Raw genomic sequence first — 20,399 nt, forward strand, 5'->3', positions numbered from 1 at the left:
TATAAGATTAAAAGAGACGTTTTCATTGTGAAAACGTCTCTTTTAATTTGTATTATTGTTGATTTAAAATCCAATTTGTAGCATCTTCAAAGTTTTCTGCAATGTAGTTTGGTTCAATATGTGCCCATTTGTCTCGGTACGTATGTAAAGCATCATATCCAGCGCCTGTTCGAACTAATATCGTTGTCGCATGTACTGTTGCGCCTGCAACGATATCAGTCCAACGATCACCAATTACAGCGCATTTTTTTAAATCAAGCCCATGTTTTTCAGCTGCTTGCAGCAGCATACCTGTACCTGGTTTACGGCATTCACAACCATCACCGTGTTTATGAGGACATACGTATATATCATCAAAACCGAAGTCTTCTAATTCTTGTGCAAAATCAGCTACAGTTGCTATCCCATCTGCGATACCTGGTTGATTTGTGAAAGAGAAAATTTTTATATTTTGAGCTTTTAGTTTTTGCAGAGCTGCTTTTGTGAAAGGAAATAATGTAAAAGAGCCTGGATAATGTATTGTAGTGTCACCACCAATTGTACCGTCACGATCAATAAAAATAGCTTCGATGTTTGTCATAGTTATAGTCCTTTCCATTTATAAGTAGTTTAAAAATGTTTCACAAATCGATATCCATTCACTTCATATCCTAATTTTTTGTAAAAAGGATGTGCTTCTAATCTTTTTGTTCCACTGACTAGCCATGTGCCTATACAATTATGTGTCTTTGCTAATTGCTCAGCATAATCCATTAATACTTGCCCAATGCCTTTTCGTCGTATTGTAGAATCAACGCTAATAATTGAAATTTCCCCATAACGAGTTACATCTTCTAAATTTTCACGAATACGAAACCCAAGTAATCCACATATGGTTTCTTCTTCCTCATAAACATATAAAAAATCAAAGGGACTCATTTGTACGAATTGCAATCGGTTGTTCATATCTTCATACGAAATAGAGGAACCTTTTAATTCTGTTGTTAAAGAACAAAGTGCATCTATATCGTCTATCGTAGCTTCACGAATCTGAAAAGACATATTATCCACTCCAATTAAATGTAATCAAACATTAAATATTCTGTTAAAAAGTATGTATTCCTGCTATGAAAATAAATATTTTATAATGATATATAGATGGTTATATGTTATTCTTTTCCTTGATTGTATTGGAAATGGAAAGAAGGGGAATGTATGTTAGAAGTGAATATTCGCTCTGCCGGATATGATATAGGGGAAAAGACAATTCATGATATTGCCTTTTCAATTGAAAAAGGTGAATTAGTTGCACTTATTGGTGCGAATGGTGCCGGGAAGAGTACGACGATTAAAACGATGCTCGGTTTACTTGTAAATATGAATGGTGAAATATCATTTGGTGAAAAGAAAAATCCTTATGCATACGTGCCGGAACACCCGACATATTATGATTATTTGACGCTTTGGGAACATATCGAACTATTAATGGCTGCTCGCGAGAACGAAGTAGGAAGCTGGGAAAGAAAAGCAGAAGAGTTATTACATATGTTTCGAATGGATAAACATAAACATGAGTATTTATCAAAGTTTTCAAAAGGTATGAAACAAAAATCGATGCTCATTTTGGCATTTTTAACTGAACCAGATTTTTATATCATTGATGAACCTTTTATCGGTTTAGATCCAGTAGCTACGAAAGAGTTTTTAAGTTATTTATATAAAGAAAAAGAAGGTGGCGCAGGTATATTACTTTGTACGCACGTATTAGACACAGCTGAAAGAATTTGTGAGAGATTTTTACTCATTTCACAAGGTACATTAGTCGCAGATGGAAATCTAGAATCTATCCAAGCGTTAGCAGAAATGCCAGGGAGTTCATTATTAGACTGCTTTGATGTAATCGTAAGGCGTGAACAGCATGATTAAACAACAATTTTATAAAAGATTGCGTCATGAACTGAGGCGTAAATGGAAGTCCATACGTTCTATAACTGATTGGACAGTTGCGCTATATATTATTATTCCAGCACTTATATTTATGGGGATTTATTATCGTTCACTATGGATAGAAGAATTATCGATGGGAGAGACAGTTTATTTCGGATTAGGTCTATTCGCATTTTATGTGATTACATATTCAAGAGGAGTTCGTTCATTTTTTGAACAAGCAGATAGTTTATTTTTAATTTCGTATCCCGCTCACATGCAAAAGTTAATCCAGTATGGTATGACATATACGTTTGTTCGAATAGCTATAACGAATGTAATAGTAGTAGTTACTATGTTACCAGTGTTGATGAAAAGCATCGGAGTGACGAAAATACAAGTCGTATTATTTTGGCTATTTTTTACTGTATTTCGATTTCTGTTGTCGTTATTAACGAGATTTATTCATGTACGTGTGGGGAAACGATGGCTACTATGGATTATAAAAAATGTAATTTTTTCTATAAGTTTAACCTTTTTTGGATTGAGTCTGTTTCTTATTTATACAAATCCAGTTTATTCTATACTAAGTATCGGTCTAGCAGTTTTTCTAATTATCGGGTTGAGAAAAGAAAAATTGAATTATAAAAATTGCTTTTTTAAAGAAGTTGAGAAAGAGAAAGAAGAAAGTATGCGCTGGACGAGTGGGATTATGCAAGTTGGTGGTCATACAGCTAAACCGAGTAGTTCGAATAAAAAACCGTGGATGTTTCCGCGTTCTAAAAAGTTTTTAGGGAAGAAAAAGGAATCTCGTATTGTTGAATCCTTTTTAAAAGAATTTTTCCGTACAAGTAGTGCACGAATATTTTATATTCAAATTGTATGTATAAGCACCGTCAGTATTATTATGAGTCCGAGGTGGATTGCAGCTATTATTCTTGCATTTGCTTTAGTTGGAATTTCTCGTTATGCGCGCGATTATTGGAATGAATTTACGAAAAAAATGTTTCTCCATCTATATTGTGATGAAGGAAAATTATTATTGTTAAGATGGAAGGCCGATCGCTATTTATTATTTCCAGTACTGCTTTTGTATGGAATAGTTATACTTTCTCATTTTTATTTATTACTAGCTGTAATTGCCGGGATTATTTTTATAGTATGGATTGGTTGGATTGTATTTTTACCATAGAAAAAGAGCCGAAAAATGGCTCTTTTTTTAATCTGTTACGCATTGATAAAGAAAATATACCAAAACGAGTATGCTTGCGGCGGAATACATGACATCTAAAGTCATCGGATTGCCTCCTCATTGTTGTTGTATTTATATTGTATGAAATCTTACAATTTCATATTCAAGTGAAAAATATGTGAACGTTAACAAAATTGTAAAGTGCAAAAATTACAATCATTTTGTATAATAGAAGGAACAACCGTTATATAAAATATAATGAGTGAAAGGGGAGGGAACATACATGCCAAATTGGTTTAGAAAAACCTTAGTCGCATTAATTACCGTATTTACATTTGGTTTAGTGACGCCTCCTTCCATATTGCTTGATAATGCCAAAGCTGCGGACAAGCCTACGAGCACAGCTGGGCAACAAAATTTGGAGAGTACGTCCTATACATATGAAGAAACGAATGACAGGTTAACCACTGATACTTTTATTACGTACGCAATGCAAGAAGCAGAGAAGCAGTCAATGCAAAAGTTTGGCACTAAAATTGGTCCAGTAATTGAAGATGAGTTTAAAGATGTAATATTACCGAAAATTGAAGAGGCAATTGCTGAGCTTGCAAGTGATGTGTCAGAGGAGTCATTGCAATCATTAGCGATTTCTCAAAGACCAGCTGGCGGAAATAATGAAAAGATTTTTCATGTGTATGACACGAAATCAGGAAATGACTTATTGCGATTTCATGTAAGAAGAGATCATCCACCGCAAGATGGTTATTATTTTAATTTCCACTATCACCGTTTTGATGATGGGTACTCAGGACACCATGAATTAGGGAATATTTATTGGAATACGAATATACCGCCAAAGTGGCTTTCTTAAAAAGAACAAGAGAAAATCTTGTTCTTTTTTATGTATATAGAAGGTTTAGACAACTACGGTGTTGAATAAGATAGGTTTAGAAAAAGAAGCAAAGGGAGTATGGGGATGCAAAAATATATTGTTTTTGACTTTGATGGCACATTAGTAGATTCACAAAATATATTTGTACCAATTTATAATCAAATTGCTGAAAAGCACGGATATAAAACGGTAAGGGAAGAAGAAATTGAGTATTTACGTAAATTAACGATGCCAGAGAGATGTAAACAACTTGATGTACCATTGTATAAACTACCGATATTAGCGCTGGAGTTTTATAAATTGTATCAACCCGCTATAAAAGATCTTATTTTGTTTCATGGGATGAAGGATGTATTAGATGAACTGCATAAAAAAGGATACGGAATTGCCGTTATATCTTCTAACTCAGAAGAGCATATTCGGGCATTTTTACACAATAATGATATAGAAAATATACAAGAGGTATATTGTTCTAAAAATTTGTTCGGTAAAGATAAAATGATAAAAAGATTTTTAAAATCGAAAAAAATAACAGAGAAAGATATGTTATACGTCGGTGACGAACAGCGAGACGTAGCAGCGTGTAAAAAGGCTGGGGTGAATGTAATATGGGTATCTTGGGGATATGATGTTATTGAAACAGTGAAAAAAGATGCACCAGATTACATGGTCAATACACCAATGGAAATTGTGCAAATAGTACAAGGGGCATATTCTTAATATGAATACACTTCAATCAGCTATTCATCATATTGAATTTTGGGTATCGGATTTAGAGGAGTCCATTTCTTTTTAAGATCCGAATGGGTTTATTGTAGAAGTAGCGTATACACCAAATGTAGAAATGTAAGGGGAATAAAAATGAAAACAATTACAGCATGGCAAAACAATATACAGATAGTAAAAGATGCAGTTAATATTGAAGAAATTTCTAAAGGTTTCTCACCTGATAAGAAATATATCATTACGAAAGCGAATAATGAAAAATATTTATTACGGACAGGCGATATAAAAGAGTATGAAAGAAAGAAAATAGAGTTTCAAATTTTAAATGAAATGCAAAAACGTAGTGTGCAAGCTCAAAAACCAATTGAAATGGGTTTATTGGCAGAGGAAGACTTATGCTATGGTATTTTTTCATATTTAGAAGGGGAAGATGCGAAGAAACTATTGCCTACATATACACCAAAAGAACAATATGATATTGGTATAGAAGCAGGAAAAGATTTAGCAAAAATGCATACATATGAAGCTCCTAAGGATATCCTTCCATGGTATGAAAGAGCAATGGAAAAACATCGAAAATATGTAGAGGCATATAAAACATGTGGAATAAAAATAAAAAATGATGATAAAATCATAAAGTTTATAGACGAAAATGGAATATATTTAAAGAACCGCCCAAATCGATTTCAACACGATGATTTTCATTTAGAAAATATAATTGTACGTGATGCGAAATATGTAGGTGTTGTTGATTTTAATGGTTATGATTGGGGTGACCCACTTCATGATTTCGTAAAAATTGCACTATTTGCAAGAGACATTAGTATTCCGTATTCAATCGGACAAATAGAAGGCTACTTTAATGGGGGAATACCAGAGGAGTTCTGGAACTTATATGCGTTGTACGTTGGCATGACAGTTTTCTCATCAGTTGTGTGGTCCTTACGAGCAGCACCACATATGTTAGAGGATACGTTAGAGCGTCTTACTATCGTTTTAGAAGATCATAAAGACTTTGAGTCATTAAAGCCAATTTGGTTTCAACCAGAGAAGATTAAGATGAAATAGAAAAGGTAGGTGTGATTCACATCTACCTTTATTTTTTACCATTCTTCGTTTTGAAGCAGTTGTAATGCTAATTTTAAATCAACATCTTCTTGTATATGTTCCGGAGTCCACGGGATATGTATATGCGGCTGTATACCAATTCCGGACATTCCTTCGCCTTTATCTATAATAGAGAGCCGTGAAGTAGGGTAGTAAAGTGCGAATGTATCAGCCCATTCCATTACCGCTAAATTAGAATAATCATTTAAACCAGCAGTAGGACGACCTATTACTTTTACTTTCAATGATTTTTTTGCAACTTCTACAAAAGAATCACCAGAACTTCCACATGTAACATCTGTTAATATAACTACTCTATTAGGTGATTTTCTCCCGTGTATTTTTAATGATTGAAGTTCTTTTGGTAACTCAGAAGTATCAAATGTAACGAATCCTTTTTTATAATTCTTTTTTAAATCTTGAATAAATATATCAGTGAATAATTTGGAAAGTTCGTCTAAAGAATCGTAATCTTCCATTTTGATGTCTTTCATACGTAAATGAAAGTTTCGTTCTGTATGATTTAATTGCATTGTATCTGAAGAATCTAAAAGGGAGATCTCTTTGTCTTCGAATAAGTAAGGAAGTAATTTAAAAAATGCATCATCACTTCCACCACGATTCAAACGCACATCAATAATTAAGTTCGGAAAAGAATTAAGCTCATTTTTGTGTGAGTCTAATAATTTATTAATCGCTTCAGTATTTGCGAAATCAGTCAAAGTAATTAAGAGTGTGTCTTTATTATGCTGTTTAAATGAATAAATAGGCGTGTATTCATTTTGTTTATACTTTTGTAAAGTAATGGTTTTGATTACGCCATCTTCATTTATAAGTGTACAAGTTGATGATTGTAATAAAACATAATCCCATTTTTCACGTTCATATGTATTCGCATTTAAATATTTCCTATATTTTATTATTAACTCAGGGATTTTCATATTATCTAATGCTAGAATAGACTGCCCTTTTTTCACTCTTATTTCTTGTGAAGTGGATGTAATATATAGGCGGTCTTCGTATCTTTTCACTTGGAAGCCAGCACTGTTAAGTGGTTGATTGTTAGAGTTCATTTTGAAAAACATATGATTATCTTTAAAGTCTAGTAAGTAATCACGTACAATTTCAGTAAATTGTATTGGTGTTAGTTCTCCTTGTTTCTCTAGTTTCTCAACTGTCTGTAAATATGTAGTAGGATCGTCCCATCCTTTCTTATCTATACAACCTGAATAATCGTGATGAGTGATCGAAACAATTTCTTTGAAAATTTCTGTATACACAGCTTTTCCTCCTGATAATTTAATTAGTTGAATAATAGAATTCTGTATCCTTTACGTATTATCCTTTTTTTGCATAGAGAAAAGGGGAATAGAGGGAAGTGTTATCTTCCCTCTATTAAAATATTTATTTAATTTTCTTAAATACAAGCGGCTGCGTACTTAACATAGCTGGTACATGTAACTGAAGGGATGGGAATTCACCACTTACATTCATTTCATAAGCGAATAATAAACTCATTTTCATTTGGAATAAATCAACTTTTGCAGAGAAGATGTCGTAATGATGATGAGCTAATTGAATATCCATCTCCATAAATTGTACATATAACGAATCATCTCGTTTGTATACTTGTAATGTTCCATATGCAGGATGCTCGAAAGTACCGGTATAATCCTCTAACTTGTGAGAAGGTGTAGTCCCTTTAATTTGTTCAGGAATGGATTCAGTTGCTTCTTTCATCATTTCCTTCATTTTTTCAGTATCTTCTACAGCACGTTTATGCCAATCAATGGATTCTAATTCAAGTAGTTCGTCATAAATTTGATTAGCGAGATAAGTAGGTAGTAATGTGCCTCCAGCATTCGTTAAAATAACAAGGCCTATGTTTTCTGTTGGTATGAATGAAACAAGTGCTGAAAACCCATCAATATTACCGCCATGATGAATTACCTTATTACCACGGTAAGCGCTAATAAACCAACCAAGACCGTAACTATTTAATGGAGATTCCGGAAGTGATAAAACTGGTTGATCTGGAATGGAATTATGTGGTGTATACATTTGTTGTAATAATTCAGAGGAGATTAATTCATGATCTCCAAATTTCCCTTCGTTTAAGTGAAGAAGGACCCAATTTGCCATATCTTCAATTGTAGAATTAATACACCCAGCAGCGCCGACTGTATCGATGTTATGGAATGGAACTTCTTTTATTTTCCCGTCATTTTCAACGTAAGGTAATGCATAATCAGCTGTATTTTGTGAGTCTGTAACAGAGAAGTTTGTTTGATTCATATTTAAAGGCTCTAAAATATGTTCTGCAACATATTGTTCCCATGTTTGATTCGTAATGTTTTCTACAATATAACTAATTGTCGCATACATTAAGTTGTTATAAAGAAATGCTGTACGAAACGGAGCATCAAGTGGTAAATGTTTTATTTTTTCAACGAGATCTTTTCGAGATAAGGAAGAGCTATACCAAAGAGCCTCATGACGGCTTACACCAGTTCGATGAGAAGCTAAATCTCGTCCGGTAACTTGTGAGCTAGCAAGTAGTTCAGATAAAGAGAAGTTAGGTATATAAGTCTGGACAGGAGTATCCCAATTAAACTTATTTTGTTGTGCTAACAAGCTTAATGAAAGTGTACCAAAAGCTTTCGTTGAGGAACCGATTGCGAACCGAGTATTCGGTGTAACAGCCTCTTTTGTCTCTATATTACGATAGCCAAATCCTTCTGAAATAATGACTTCACCATCTTTTATAACAGCTATAGCAGTGCCAGGAACATTTAAATCCTTCATCATTTTTTCAACCGTTGTTTGTAAAGAAGTCATAACAGGAGTTTCAATTTTAGACATACTTCTAACCTCCAAATATAAATTTTATCCTACCGCACTATACTTTCGGTAATAGAAAATGAAAACCTTTATAAATTTGGAAAGTTAATAATTTTGTAAGAATGAATAAAGTTATTATTTATTTAGAATTTTAATTTTATTATAATTAATTTAAATTAAGATATAGAAAAGATGGTGAAGAAGTGTGCTAACAATAAAGAGAGTGCTTTGCGACAATAAAAAAAATCCGATAGGTATAGATTCAAAAGTTGTTAAAATGAGTTGGCTGCTTGAGTCGAGTAACCGAAATGTAAAACAACTTGCTTATCAATTGCAGGTTGCGAAAGATAGAGATTTTGAAATTATAATGTTTGATTCGCGAAAAGTAGAAACAGATCAAAGTTTACATATACCAATCAATTCATTTTCATACAGAGCGGAAACGCGTTATTTTTATCGGGTAAAGGTATGGGATAATTACGGAGAAGAATCATCGTGGTCAGAAGTAGCATTTTGGGAGACTGGATTACAAGGGCAAGATAACTGGAGCGGGAACTGGATTGCCGCGAAAAAAGAACGAGCGCAAGTTATGTCCTTTAATAAAAATTTTACTATTAAAAAAGTAGTTAAAAAAGCGCGTTTATATATCACAAGTTTAGGATTATACGAGGCTTCTATAAATGGAGAGCGCATTGGAGATTGTTATTTTACCCCTGGATGGACAAGTTATGATAAGAGAGTACTGTATCAAACGTATGATATAACGCATTTATTAAAGGGTGAGCACAATACTATTTCGGTTCTGCTAGGTAATGGATGGTATAAGGGACCACTTACCATGCATCATGTACGTAATTATTACGGTAGAAGACGTGTGATAATTGCTCAAGTACATATAACGTATGAAGATGGAACGAAAGAAAAAATTGTAACAGACGAAACATGGAAGGTAACTCCAAGCCCAATTTTGTATTCAGAAATTTATGAAGGGGAGGTTTACGACGCTAGGATAGAAGAAAGTAGGCAAGGGCTAGAAGATGTTGAAGTAATTGAGCATTCCAAACAAATAATTGTTGCGCAAGAAAACGAAGCAATTCGTAAAATGAAAATTATTAAACCGATTTCTATTTCAAAACTACCGAATCACGAATGGCTCATTGATATGGGGCAAAATATGGTAGGTTGGGTTCAATTTACAGTCCGTCATGTTTATATTGGCCAAAAGATAGAATTGCATCATGCTGAAATATTGAATAAAGACGGTAGTTTTTACACCGGAAATCTCCGAAAGGCAAAACAAAAAATAGTGTATATAGCAAAAGGAGAAGGAGAGGAAACGTTTGAACCTCATTTTACATATCAAGGCTTTAGGTATGTGAAAATAAGTGGATTAACCCAGCCACCTCAAATAGCAGATTTTGAAGGGGTTGTATTACATACGGATATGGAAAAAGCGACTGAATTTGAAACGTCTAATCCATTAATCAATCAACTTCATCATAATGTGGAATGGTCTCAAAGAGGGAACTTTTTTGATGTGCCAACAGATTGTCCGCAGCGAGATGATCGACTTGGATGGACCGGAGATGCACAAATGTTCATTGGGACAGCTACGCAAATTATGAATGTACAATTATTCTTTAAAAAGTGGCTCCAAGATTTATCATTAGATCAAAATGTTAATGGAGCTGTGCCTTTAGTTATTCCAGATGCTTTTGGGAAAAGAGCGGATTTTGATTTACATACTTCTGGTGGTTGGGGCGATGCAGCAATTATATGCCCGTGGGTTCATTATTTACATTACGGAGATGTATCGATTTTAACAGAACAATATGACAGTATGAAGAAGTATATAGATTACATACGTTCACAAGGTGAGAACGAGTATTTATGGGATACAGGCTATCATTTAGGGGATTGGCTCGCATTAGATACGAAACCAGATGTATATGAAGGCGGAACAGACAAGCATTTTATTGCGACAGCTTATTATGCCTATTCTACATCGCTTTTACGAAGGATTGCTGAGATTTTAGGTGAAAATACAGATGCTAAATTATATGCAGAGTTACATGGGAATATTGTTCAAGCATTTCAAAATGAATTCGTTACACCAAATGGTAGGTTAATTTCAAATACACAAACAGCTCACATATTAGTACTTCTTTTTGAACTAGTGAAAGATGATGTGAATGAGAAAGTATTTAATCGCTTAATTGAGCTATTAAAAGAAAATAAAAATCATTTAACAACAGGTTTTATAGGAACACCGTATTTGAATTTAATATTAAGCAAGTTTAACCGGCATGACCTTGCTTGTAAGCTTCTATTTTATGAAGATTATCCATCATGGTTATACCAAGTGAAAAAAGGTGCCACAACGATTTGGGAACATTGGGATGGCGTGAAAGAGGATGGAACACTTTGGAATGATAGCATGAATTCTTATAATCATTACGCATATGGCTCTATTGTTGAATGGATATACCGATATATTATTGGATTAGAAATGGATGAGACAAAAACTGCATATAAACATTTTTATGTACAACCACATTTTGATTCGAATATAGAATGGGTTAAAGTAAAACGTGAGACAGCTTATGGAGAAATTAAGATTGAGTGGCGTGTAGAAAAGGAACAAGCCTTTTTATATATTTCTGTACCAGCTAATACAAGCGCTACATTACGGATAGACGAAACAAAATGGAAAGCAGAACATGACGTTGGAAGGGATTTAGGATCAGGTGATTATAAATTTACATTTTGTAAAAATATATTGAAGTAGAATTCTGTTTATATAGAAATATATTTTTATTCATTAGGATTATTTAATTCACTGTTTTTCATGTTATGATAAATTTCATATAAGATTGAAAGAAGGTTTTACTACATATGAAACATGCTGAATATGAATACTTAAATTTATGCCGCCATGTAATGGAGCATGGTACGAAGAAAGAAGATCGTACAGGGACAGGCACTGTATCTGTATTTGGATATCAAATGCGTTTTGATCTAAGTAAAGGTTTTCCTTTATTAACGACAAAGAGAGTGCCGTTTCGCCTTGTAGCAAGTGAACTGCTTTGGTTTATGAAAGGTGATACAAATATTCGTTATTTATTGCAGCATAATAATAATATTTGGAATGAATGGGCATTTAAGAGCTGGGTAGAAAGCGATGAGTATACTGGTCCTGATATGACTGATTTCGGTCTTCGCTCACAACAAGATGAGGAATTTAAAGTGCAGTACGATGAGCAAATGGAATTGTTTAAAAAGAACGTTTTAGAAGATGATGATTTCTCGAATAAATATGGTTATTTAGGAGATGTATACGGAAAGCAGTGGCGTGCCTGGAAAACGACAGCTGGTGAGACGCTTGATCAATTAAAAGATGTAATTGAAATGATTAAAAAAACGCCAGACTCCCGTCGCCTAATTGTTTCTGCCTGGAATCCTGAAGATGTACCAAGTATGGCATTACCACCTTGTCATACGCTATTCCAGTTTTATGTAGCGGATGGCAAACTTTCTTGTCAGTTATATCAAAGAAGTGGTGACATATTCCTTGGAATCCCATTTAACATTGCAAGTTACTCACTACTAACACATTTAATTGCACATGAATGCGGACTTGAAGTGGGAGAATTTGTTCATACAATTGGAGATGCACACATTTATACGAATCATTTTGAGCAAGTGGAAAAGCAATTGGCACGTGAACCACGTCCGTTCCCAAAACTTGCATTAAATCCAGATGTGAAATCTGTGTTTGAATTTGAAATGGAAGATTTAACGATTGAAGGATATGATCCACACCCAGCAATTAAAGCACCGGTTGCAGTGTAATTGTAGAGGAGATGAAAAGATGATAGTTTCATTTATGGTCGCAATGGACGAGAATAGAGTAATTGGTAAAGATAATAATTTACCTTGGCGTTTACCGAGTGAATTACAATATGTAAAGAAAACAACGATGGGTCATTCGCTTATTATGGGAAGAAAAAACTATGAAGCGATTGGTAGACCACTGCCTGGAAGACGTAATATCATTGTAACTCGTAATGAAGGGTATCATGTTGAAGGTTGTGAAGTAGCACATTCTGTAGAAGAAGTGTTTGAGCTATGCAAAAATGAAGAAGAGATTTTTATTTTTGGCGGAGCGCAAATTTATGATCTCTTTTTACCATACGTAGACAAGTTATATATAACAAAAATTCATCATGCATTTGAAGGAGATACATTCTTCCCAGAAATCGATATGGCAAATTGGAAAGAAATTTTTGTTGAAAAAGGGTTAACGGATGAAAAAAATCCGTATACGTACTATTATCATGTATATGAAAAGCAACAATAATAATAGAGGTTGATGTGAATATTCGCATCAATCTTTTTATTTGTATCCATCAATATAGGTTTATAGATGAGATTCGATAGTGCTATAATGAATGGTAGCATGTAAAAATGCTAATATTTTCTAAAGTATTGATGTAGAAAGAGGAGGAGAATCGATTGAGAAAGATATGGGGGATTCTTTTTCTTTGCTTAACATTCATGTTAGTTGGATGTGGTAAAGAAGAAAAACCACAAGAAGCGTTTGATACATATGCAAAAGCATGGAATAAACAAAAATTTGCAGAAATGTATGATCAATTATCAGAAAAGGCAAAAAAAGATATTTCAAAGAAAGATTTCACTGAGAAATATGAAAAAATTTATGCTGGCATTGAAGTGAAAGATTTAAAAGTAGAAACAGGGGAAGTAAAAGAAGATAAAAAAGATGAAGGTCCTGTTCCTTTTAAAGTAAGTATGGATACAGTTGGCGGTAAAATCACTTTTGGTCATGAAGCAAAAATGGTGAAAGAAAAAGATGGAGATAAAGAATCTTGGAAAATAGATTGGACTCCTGATTTTATCTTCCCAGGGATGACAAAAGATAGTAAAGTGCGCATGCAAACGACAGAGCCAAAACGTGGAGAAATATATGACCGCAATGGTAAATATCTTGCGGTAAATGGTAAAGCTTCTGAAATCGGATTGATTCCTGAACAGTTAGGGGATGCTGCTCCGCAAACGAAAGAAACGGTAGCGAAGTTGCTAAATATGTCTGTAGAAGAAATTGATCAAAAACTAGCAGCTAAATGGGTAAAACCAAATTACCTTGTACCAATGGGAATATTGCCTGAAGGAGCAACACAAAATACGTACATAGATTTACCGGGTGTTGCAACAAAACCAGTCAATATTCGTTCATATCCATTAGGAGAAGAAGCAGCACATCTTACTGGCTATATTGGAAAAGTGAATGCTGAAGATTTAAAAACGCTACAAAAAAAAGGCTATCAAGCAGATGATCCAGTAGGTAAAGCTGGTTTAGAGCAAGTACTGGAAGAAAAGCTACGCGGTAAAAAAGGCGGCCGTGTCTTCATAGAAGATGCACAAGGAAAAGAAATTAAAAATTTAGCAAAAACAGATGCTGTTGATGGAGAAAATGTAACTTTAACGATTGACAGTGCAGTTCAAAGCGAAATTTATAATGAAATGAAAAATGAGGTAGGGTCAAGTGCAGCAATTAATCCAAAGACTGGAGAAACACTTGCACTAGTGAGCACACCAGCTTATAACCCAAATACCCTTACAAGAGGGGCGTCAAAAGCGCAACGTGATGCGGTATATAATGATCCGAAAAAACCGATGACGAATCGATTTACACAATTATCAGTTCCAGGATCTGTATTTAAGCCGATTACAGCTGCAATCGGTCTTGAAACGAAAACAATTGATCCAAAAGAAGAGTTAAAAATTGAAGGATTAAAATGGACGAAAGATTCTTCTTGGGGTAATTATTATGTAACACGTGTAAAAGATGCAAATCCAATTGATTTTGATAAGGCAATGAAATACTCGGATAATATTTATTTCGCACAAGAGGCTTTAAAAATCGGAAAAGATAAATTTATGAGTGAAGCGAAAAAGTTCGGATTCGATGAGAAATTACCAATTGAATATGGATTCCCAGCTTCTAAAATCGCAAATGGTGGTATTAAAAATGATATTCAAATGGCAGACACAGGTTATGGACAAGGGCAAGTATTAATGACGCCACTCCATCTAGCGTTAACGTACGCACCAATTGTTAATGATGGAAACATACCTTCTCCATATATTATTAAAACAGATAAGCAACCGAAAGTTTGGAAAGAGAATGTCATTTCAAAAGGAAATCAGGATATATTAAAAACTGCTATGACGAAAGTAATTAATGATCCAGATGGTACTGGGAAAATTGCTAAAATTGATGGAATGACTCTTGCTGGAAAAACAGGTACAGCGGAATTAAAAGTATCAAAAGAGGCCGAAGGAAAAGAACTAGGCTGGTTCGCTGCATTTGATTTAAATTCACCAGATATGGTCATTACAATGATGATTGAAGATGTAAAAGGTAGAGGCGGAAGTAATATTCCAGCTGAAAAAGTGAAACATGTGTTTCAAAAATAGAAAATGATGAAGACTATCTCCATGGAATGTGGAGGTAGTTTTTTGTTTCACCAAAAACATATTGAAAAGATAGTGTTTATTAACTTACGAAAAAAAAGTAGCTATTTTTTATTGACATTGAACATAACTTTTTGTATTATACTTACATAAGGTAAGTTATTTACTTTCGAATTATAAATCTCAAATTAAAGATAAGATGTGTAAAAGGGAGAGAATACAATGACAAAAGTACTATTTATTACAGCAAATCCAAATTCAGCAGAAGGTTCTTTCGGAATGGCAGTAGGAGAAGCTTTCATCGAAGCTTATAAAAACGAACATCCACAAGACGAAGTTGTAACAATTGATTTATTCAACACTACAGTACCAGCAATCGATGCGGATGTATTTGCTGCTTGGGGTAAATTTGCAGCAGGTGAAGGCTTTGAAACTTTAACTGAAGTTCAACAACAAAAAGTTGCAGCAATGAACACAAACTTAGAAACATTTATGCATGCGGATCGTTATGTATTCGTAACTCCAATGTGGAACTTTAGCTATCCACCAGTAGTAAAAGCATACTTAGATAACTTAGCAATCGCAGGTAAAACATTCAAGTATACTGAAAATGGCCCAGTTGGCTTATTAGAAGGCAAAAAAGCACTTCACATTCAAGCAACAGGTGGCGTTTATTCTGAAGGAGCATACGCAGCTGTAGACTTCGGCCGCAATCACTTAAAAACAGTATTAGGATTCATTGGTGTAAATGAAACTGAATACATTGCAGTTGAAGGTATGAATGCAAACCCTGAAAAAGCACCAGAAATTAAAGAAGCAGCAATTGCTAATGCTCGTGAATTAGCAAAACGTTTCTAATATAGAATACTTGAAAATGTCCAAGCACTTGCTGTTTGGACATTTTTTCTTCTTTTTCCTTCGTTTGTCTAGTATAATGAAGGTCGGAATGATAATAGGTGGGGGTTCTGTATGATTCAAACGTTTTTTAAAATCTTTTATTTAATTTTAATCGTAATTGCGATTACACCGAGAATGTGGCGTCTGAAAAGACAAGTAAATACGATGTCGCCACAAGAAAAAGATAATGTTGTGTATAAAACGACAAATTGGTTTGGTAAGAAAATGGTACGTGTAGCTGGTGGGACAGTTGAAGTAAAGGGACTGGAAAATGTTCCAAAAGATAAGCCGGTACTAGTTGTAAGTAATCATCAGAGTAATATGGATATTCCTGTTTTACTAGGTTACTTAAATAAACCAATTGGATTTGTTTCAAAAGCAGAGATTAAGAAGTTTCCAGTTGTACCAACTTGGATGGAACTTATGAATTGTGTATTTATGGTTCGTAATGATCGTCGTCAATCTCTTCAAGCGATTAAAGATGGAATTGGGCTGTTAAAGAACGGGCATTCAATCGTAATCTTCCCAGAAGGGACGAGAAGTAAGGGTGGCGAAATTGGAGAGTTTAAGGCTGGGAGTTTTCACCTTGCAGTAAAATCTGGTGTAGCAATCTTACCTGTAACATTAGATGGGACATATAAAATGTTTGAAGCGAATGGAAACCGTATGAAACCAGCTCATGCAACAGTAACAATTTCTAAGCCGATTACAGCTGAAGAGTATGCGAATATGGATATTAAAGAATTAACGAAGCATACACAGGATGTTATCGCATCACAATTACATAAGTAATAAAAAAAGGTTTCAGCTTAATATAAGCTGAAACCTTTTTTTATGCTGTAGGTAAGACATAAAAGAGTACGCAGAAGAACATCATCGCACTACCACCTAAAACGAAAAGATGCCAAATGGCATGATTGAAAGGTAACTTTTCCCAAAGGAAGAATATAGCCCCTACAGAATATAAAATTCCGCCTGCTAAAAGTAGTGAAAAACCATGTCCAGTTAGATTTTCATAAAGTGGTTTAATAGCAACGATTATGAGCCATCCCATTATGATATAACATAATGTTGATGCCTTAATAAAGCGACGTACAAAGAAAATTTTGAAGATGATACCTCCGAGTGCTAGTGTCCATATAATAGCGAGTAACGTCCAGCCTAATGGTCCGCGAAGCGTAATAAGTAAAAAAGGAGTATATGTGCCAGCGATTAATAAATAAATGGCTGAGTGATCTAGTATAGTAAATAATTTTTCTACTTTTGGATGATGAATGCTATGTAACAAGGTCGAAAACAAGTACAGTAAAAACATGCTTACACCATAAACCGTAAATGCAACTACAGCAGATGCGGTACCATGCTTAGAGGCATGAATAATTAATATAATTAAGGCAGGGATGCTTAAAATGGCACCGATACCATGTGTAATTGCATTTGCAATTTCTTCTTTCACAAAATGTGTCATTCGTGTCATTTTTTCAGTCATAATGCAAATCCTTTCTACTATCATAAAATAATATGTCACTTCCCTTACCATATCATACACAAGGGCAATAGAAAATGAAATTTGTATAATTGATTATATTTTTGAATTTTTTTGACAAAAGGCAATGGATTTGTTGACGTTTTCAAACTTTTTTGACAAAATAAAATTATGCAATAGTAGGACAAGGAATCTACTAATAAAGGGGATGGAGAAATGTTTTCAAATATTGGCTTTCCAGGATTAATTTTAATTTTAGTAGCTGTACTCATTTTGTTTGGGCCGAAAAAATTGCCGGAAATCGGAAAGGCTTTAGGGGAAACGTTAAAAGAATTCAAAAAATCAACGAAAGAATTGACTGATGATGCATTTCAAGAGAAGGAAAAGAAAGAAAAAATGTAATGAATTTTCCTCGAAATGGATAAATAAAGTGTGGTGAACGAGATGGAAGATCGGGAAATGAGCGTAGTAGAACATATTGTTGAGCTTCGCAAACGAGTAATATATACAGTACTATCCTTTGTCCTATTTTTAATTATCGGATTTACTTTTACGAAGGATATTTATTTTTGGCTAGTAAAAGATTTACCAATGAAATTAACTGTTCTCGGTCCAAGTGATGTATTATGGATTTTTTTCTCGATTGCTACAGTATTTGCTATCGTTTGTACAATTCCTTTTGCTGCTATACAAATTTGGTTATTTGTAAAACCGGGTTTACATCCAAATGAACAAAAAATGACAGTAATGTATATACCGGTATTGTCTATATTATTTATTGCAGGTTTATGTTTTGGATATTTCGTTGTAATGCCGTTTTTATTTCATTTTTTAACTACGATAGGTAATGAAATGTTTAATACGATGTTTACGACAGAAAAGTATTTTCATTTTGTTCTTAATTTAACAGTTCCATTTGCTGTAATTTTTGAATTACCTGTAGTTGTCATGTTTTTAACGAGTATTGGACTGTTAACGGCGGAATTGCTAATAAAAATAAGAAGGTATGCTTACGTAGCATTGATTATCATTGCATCGTGTATATCACCGCCGGATTTTTTATCACATAGTTTAGTAGCGGTACCGCTTATTTGTATTTATGAAATTAGTATCGCTTTATCAAAGATTGTCAGTAAGCGGAAAAAGAAAAGAGAAGAAGAAATACAGTCGAAAAGTGCCTCGTTATAAAGGCACTTTTTTTATTTATTTGTTATACTTTAGACATAAACGTATACAATATATAGAAGAAAAAAATTATAGAATCTCCAAAATTTAGACAAACTTTGCGCTTTGCTAAGTTTATACTAAAATTATTAAGCAATATACGGATAGCGGGATTCCTGTCTGATCGGATATTTAGGATGGAGGATGAATAGAGTATAAATCTTCTAACCAAAAGGACTACAGGGATTGACTAAGGATACTTTTGTATTCATAGAAGTCTCCACTTTAAACAACGTGTTACAGCGTAAAGTAGAGGAAGTTCAAAAATCCAATGAAAAAGAGGATTGATATTGTGATTACGAAAAGTTTTTATTTCACTCATTCAACAGGGGATTGTATTAAAATATTCGAAATCCCTGTCCTACAGGCACAGCATCCATTATCGTTTCTAATTCAGTCTCGTCTTCAATTATTTATTGCAAAAATTCAAAAACAAAAGCACCCAAGATTTTCGTATTCTTTCCGTGAATATTTGCAAAATTGTTTGAAGTGGAATGATTATTTAAATGTATATAAAACAAATACCCTTGAAAAAAATGCATGATACAAAGTATGGACAGGGTTAGTAAACTCTGTCTTTTTCATTTTAGGTATAAAAATATAATTAATTTGGTGAAATTTGTTCGAAATTGTTGAAAGCACAGGGAATGCTAGTATAATAACAAGGAGAGCGTATTGGAAAGGGAAGAATATAATATGCAAAAAATTAAAATTGTAACAGATTCAACTGCAGATTTAACGCAGGATGTAATCGAAAAGTATGGCATTCATGTGCTACCATTATCAATCTCTGTAAATGGACAAACATATTTAGATCGCGTTGATTTACAACCTGATGAATTTATTGAAGAAATGATCAAATCAGAGGAATTACCAAAAACATCACAACCGGCAATGGGTACATTTGTAGAAATGTATGACAAGTTAGGTGAAGATGGAAGTGAAGTACTTTCCATTCATATGACAAGTGGAATGAGTGGTACTGTGGCAACTGCCAATAGTGCTGCATCAATGACCGACACAAAAGTAACAGTTGTTGATTCTCAATTTATTACACATGCTTTAGCATATCAAGTAATAGAAGCTGCAAAAATGGCAAATGAAGGACGCTCACTAGAAGAAATTTTAAAACGTGTAGATGAAGTGAGAAAGAATACTCGTTTATATGTAGTAGTAGATACATTAGAAAATTTAGTGAAGGGTGGGCGTATCGGTAAAGGAAAAGCGTTTATCGGTTCGCTACTCAATATAAAGCCAATTGCTAGCCTTGAAGATGGTGTTTATAACCCTGTAACGAAAGTGCGTAGCCAAGGTCAAATTGTAAAAACGTTAGCTAAGTTATTTGAGGAAGATACAGCTGGAAAAGTTGTAAAAGCTGTTGCAATTCCGCATGCGAAAGCAATTCCTTTAGCTGAAAATGTAAAAGCGGCTGTTGAAAAAGTGAGTGGATTTGCTCAATCAGAAATTTTCTTTACAACGCCTATTATTAGTACTCATACAGGTCCGGGTGCAATCGGATTTATGTATTTAGCAGAGTAATAAAAAAGCTACTTGAATGAACTGCACCCCAATTGTTAGACACAGTCTAACAATTGGAGGTGCAGTTTTTTGTATGACAAAATTTACGAAGG

General features: G+C 34.0%; 20 protein-coding genes. 15 read left to right on the forward strand and 5 right to left on the reverse strand.

The annotated features are described in order from the left end of the window. Positions 1–52: 52 nt before the first annotated feature. Both JDS99_RS14370 and JDS99_RS14375 read right to left on the reverse strand, forming a co-directional pair. Positions 53–580 carry an HAD-IIIA family hydrolase gene (locus tag JDS99_RS14370; RefSeq protein ID WP_060488621.1) on the reverse strand — a complete coding sequence of 176 codons (528 nt, stop codon included), beginning with the start codon at positions 578–580 and terminating at the stop codon, positions 53–55. A gap of 29 nt (positions 581–609) precedes the next feature. Further along, on the reverse strand, positions 610–1,041 hold the full coding sequence (locus JDS99_RS14375) for a GNAT family N-acetyltransferase (RefSeq protein WP_088063244.1): 432 nt from the start codon (positions 1,039–1,041) through the stop codon (positions 610–612). A gap of 153 nt (positions 1,042–1,194) precedes the next feature. Between JDS99_RS14375 and JDS99_RS14380 the strand changes: the two genes are divergently transcribed. From JDS99_RS14380 to JDS99_RS14400, 5 genes are all read left to right on the forward strand, one after another. After that, positions 1,195–1,905: an ABC transporter ATP-binding protein gene (locus JDS99_RS14380; protein WP_088063245.1), complete on the forward strand. Its 711-nt coding sequence runs from the start codon at positions 1,195–1,197 to the stop codon at positions 1,903–1,905. Beyond that, entirely contained in the window at positions 1,898–3,097 is a 1,200-nt protein-coding gene (locus tag JDS99_RS14385) for an ABC transporter permease (protein ID WP_199695260.1), read from the forward strand. The genes JDS99_RS14380 and JDS99_RS14385 overlap by 8 nt, the downstream gene beginning before the upstream one ends. A gap of 283 nt (positions 3,098–3,380) precedes the next feature. Continuing rightward, complete coding sequence (locus JDS99_RS14390; RefSeq protein ID WP_199695261.1) at positions 3,381–3,968, forward strand: YpjP family protein; 588 nt, start codon at positions 3,381–3,383, stop codon at positions 3,966–3,968. A gap of 105 nt (positions 3,969–4,073) precedes the next feature. Continuing rightward, positions 4,074–4,709 (forward strand): HAD family hydrolase, encoded by a 636-nt coding sequence (locus JDS99_RS14395; protein ID WP_141540980.1) that lies wholly within the window; start codon positions 4,074–4,076, stop codon positions 4,707–4,709. A 141-nt stretch (positions 4,710–4,850) separates the two neighbouring features. Next, entirely contained in the window at positions 4,851–5,783 is a 933-nt protein-coding gene (locus tag JDS99_RS14400; protein ID WP_199695262.1) for an aminoglycoside phosphotransferase family protein, read from the forward strand. Between the two features lie 35 nt (positions 5,784–5,818). On the opposite strand, the gene JDS99_RS14405 is transcribed toward JDS99_RS14400, so the two are convergent. Both JDS99_RS14405 and JDS99_RS14410 read right to left on the reverse strand, forming a co-directional pair. Further along, on the reverse strand, positions 5,819–7,102 hold the full coding sequence (locus JDS99_RS14405) for a S41 family peptidase (RefSeq protein WP_199695263.1): 1,284 nt from the start codon (positions 7,100–7,102) through the stop codon (positions 5,819–5,821). Positions 7,103–7,226: 124 nt separating this feature from the next. Next, a complete protein-coding gene (locus tag JDS99_RS14410; RefSeq protein WP_199695264.1) occupies positions 7,227–8,684 on the reverse strand; it encodes a serine hydrolase in 1,458 nt (485 codons plus the stop codon). Between the two features lie 184 nt (positions 8,685–8,868). Here JDS99_RS14410 and JDS99_RS14415 point away from each other — a divergent pair, with 184 nt between their 5' ends. The 6 genes from JDS99_RS14415 to JDS99_RS14440 all read left to right on the forward strand — a co-directional run bounded on the left by JDS99_RS14415 (position 8,869) and on the right by JDS99_RS14440 (position 16,850). Next, positions 8,869–11,451 carry a family 78 glycoside hydrolase catalytic domain gene (locus JDS99_RS14415; RefSeq protein ID WP_199695265.1) on the forward strand — a complete coding sequence of 861 codons (2,583 nt, stop codon included), beginning with the start codon at positions 8,869–8,871 and terminating at the stop codon, positions 11,449–11,451. A 107-nt stretch (positions 11,452–11,558) separates the two neighbouring features. Next, positions 11,559–12,515 (forward strand): thymidylate synthase, encoded by a 957-nt coding sequence (locus JDS99_RS14420; protein WP_088063252.1) that lies wholly within the window; start codon positions 11,559–11,561, stop codon positions 12,513–12,515. Positions 12,516–12,534: 19 nt separating this feature from the next. Beyond that, positions 12,535–13,023 (forward strand): dihydrofolate reductase, encoded by a 489-nt coding sequence (locus tag JDS99_RS14425; RefSeq protein ID WP_061679531.1) that lies wholly within the window; start codon positions 12,535–12,537, stop codon positions 13,021–13,023. Positions 13,024–13,178: 155 nt separating this feature from the next. Further along, complete coding sequence (pbpC, locus tag JDS99_RS14430) at positions 13,179–15,164, forward strand: penicillin-binding protein 3 (protein WP_087982535.1); 1,986 nt, start codon at positions 13,179–13,181, stop codon at positions 15,162–15,164. A 219-nt stretch (positions 15,165–15,383) separates the two neighbouring features. Beyond that, positions 15,384–16,019 (forward strand): FMN-dependent NADH-azoreductase, encoded by a 636-nt coding sequence (locus JDS99_RS14435; RefSeq protein WP_048541201.1) that lies wholly within the window; start codon positions 15,384–15,386, stop codon positions 16,017–16,019. A gap of 111 nt (positions 16,020–16,130) precedes the next feature. After that, positions 16,131–16,850, forward strand: a complete 720-nt coding sequence (locus JDS99_RS14440) for a lysophospholipid acyltransferase family protein (RefSeq protein WP_087982533.1) — start codon at positions 16,131–16,133, stop codon at positions 16,848–16,850. Between the two features lie 40 nt (positions 16,851–16,890). Here the strand turns inward: JDS99_RS14440 and trhA are convergent, their stop codons facing one another. Further along, on the reverse strand, positions 16,891–17,547 hold the full coding sequence (gene trhA, locus JDS99_RS14445) for a PAQR family membrane homeostasis protein TrhA (RefSeq protein ID WP_000136880.1): 657 nt from the start codon (positions 17,545–17,547) through the stop codon (positions 16,891–16,893). 213 nt (positions 17,548–17,760) lie between these two features. Between trhA and JDS99_RS14450 the strand changes: the two genes are divergently transcribed. From JDS99_RS14450 to JDS99_RS14465, 4 genes are all read left to right on the forward strand, one after another. After that, complete coding sequence (locus tag JDS99_RS14450; RefSeq protein ID WP_000492443.1) at positions 17,761–17,946, forward strand: twin-arginine translocase TatA/TatE family subunit; 186 nt, start codon at positions 17,761–17,763, stop codon at positions 17,944–17,946. 42 nt (positions 17,947–17,988) lie between these two features. Then, on the forward strand, positions 17,989–18,732 hold the full coding sequence (gene tatC / locus JDS99_RS14455) for a twin-arginine translocase subunit TatC (protein ID WP_000390128.1): 744 nt from the start codon (positions 17,989–17,991) through the stop codon (positions 18,730–18,732). A 328-nt stretch (positions 18,733–19,060) separates the two neighbouring features. After that, positions 19,061–19,312, forward strand: coding sequence for a DUF2535 family protein (locus JDS99_RS14460; RefSeq protein ID WP_000629012.1), 252 nt, complete (start codon positions 19,061–19,063; stop codon positions 19,310–19,312). 152 nt (positions 19,313–19,464) lie between these two features. Next, the gene (locus JDS99_RS14465; RefSeq protein WP_033657798.1) at positions 19,465–20,307 is read left to right on the forward strand and encodes a DegV family protein; all 843 of its coding nucleotides are present in this window, start codon (positions 19,465–19,467) and stop codon (positions 20,305–20,307) included. Positions 20,308–20,399: the final 92 nt, after the last annotated feature.

The sequence above is a fragment of the Bacillus cereus group sp. N6 genome, assembly GCF_016483705.1.
Classification (GTDB): Bacteria; Bacillota; Bacilli; order Bacillales; family Bacillaceae_G; genus Bacillus_A; species Bacillus_A wiedmannii.

Coding starts and splice junctions, on each gene's coding strand:
- JDS99_RS14370 (WP_060488621.1), bottom strand. CDS start 580: ATGACAAACATCGAAGCTATTTTTATTGATCGTGACGGTACAATTGGT.
- JDS99_RS14375 (WP_088063244.1), bottom strand. CDS start 1,041: ATGTCTTTTCAGATTCGTGAAGCTACGATAGACGATATAGATGCACTT.
- JDS99_RS14380 (WP_088063245.1), top strand. CDS start 1,195: ATGTTAGAAGTGAATATTCGCTCTGCCGGATATGATATAGGGGAAAAG.
- JDS99_RS14385 (WP_199695260.1), top strand. CDS start 1,898: ATGATTAAACAACAATTTTATAAAAGATTGCGTCATGAACTGAGGCGT.
- JDS99_RS14390 (WP_199695261.1), top strand. CDS start 3,381: ATGCCAAATTGGTTTAGAAAAACCTTAGTCGCATTAATTACCGTATTT.
- JDS99_RS14395 (WP_141540980.1), top strand. CDS start 4,074: ATGCAAAAATATATTGTTTTTGACTTTGATGGCACATTAGTAGATTCA.
- JDS99_RS14400 (WP_199695262.1), top strand. CDS start 4,851: ATGAAAACAATTACAGCATGGCAAAACAATATACAGATAGTAAAAGAT.
- JDS99_RS14410 (WP_199695264.1), bottom strand. CDS start 8,684: ATGTCTAAAATTGAAACTCCTGTTATGACTTCTTTACAAACAACGGTT.
- JDS99_RS14420 (WP_088063252.1), top strand. CDS start 11,559: ATGAAACATGCTGAATATGAATACTTAAATTTATGCCGCCATGTAATG.
- JDS99_RS14425 (WP_061679531.1), top strand. CDS start 12,535: ATGATAGTTTCATTTATGGTCGCAATGGACGAGAATAGAGTAATTGGT.
- JDS99_RS14435 (WP_048541201.1), top strand. CDS start 15,384: ATGACAAAAGTACTATTTATTACAGCAAATCCAAATTCAGCAGAAGGT.
- JDS99_RS14440 (WP_087982533.1), top strand. CDS start 16,131: ATGATTCAAACGTTTTTTAAAATCTTTTATTTAATTTTAATCGTAATT.
- trhA (WP_000136880.1), bottom strand. CDS start 17,547: ATGACTGAAAAAATGACACGAATGACACATTTTGTGAAAGAAGAAATT.
- JDS99_RS14450 (WP_000492443.1), top strand. CDS start 17,761: ATGTTTTCAAATATTGGCTTTCCAGGATTAATTTTAATTTTAGTAGCT.
- tatC (WP_000390128.1), top strand. CDS start 17,989: ATGGAAGATCGGGAAATGAGCGTAGTAGAACATATTGTTGAGCTTCGC.
- JDS99_RS14465 (WP_033657798.1), top strand. CDS start 19,465: ATGCAAAAAATTAAAATTGTAACAGATTCAACTGCAGATTTAACGCAG.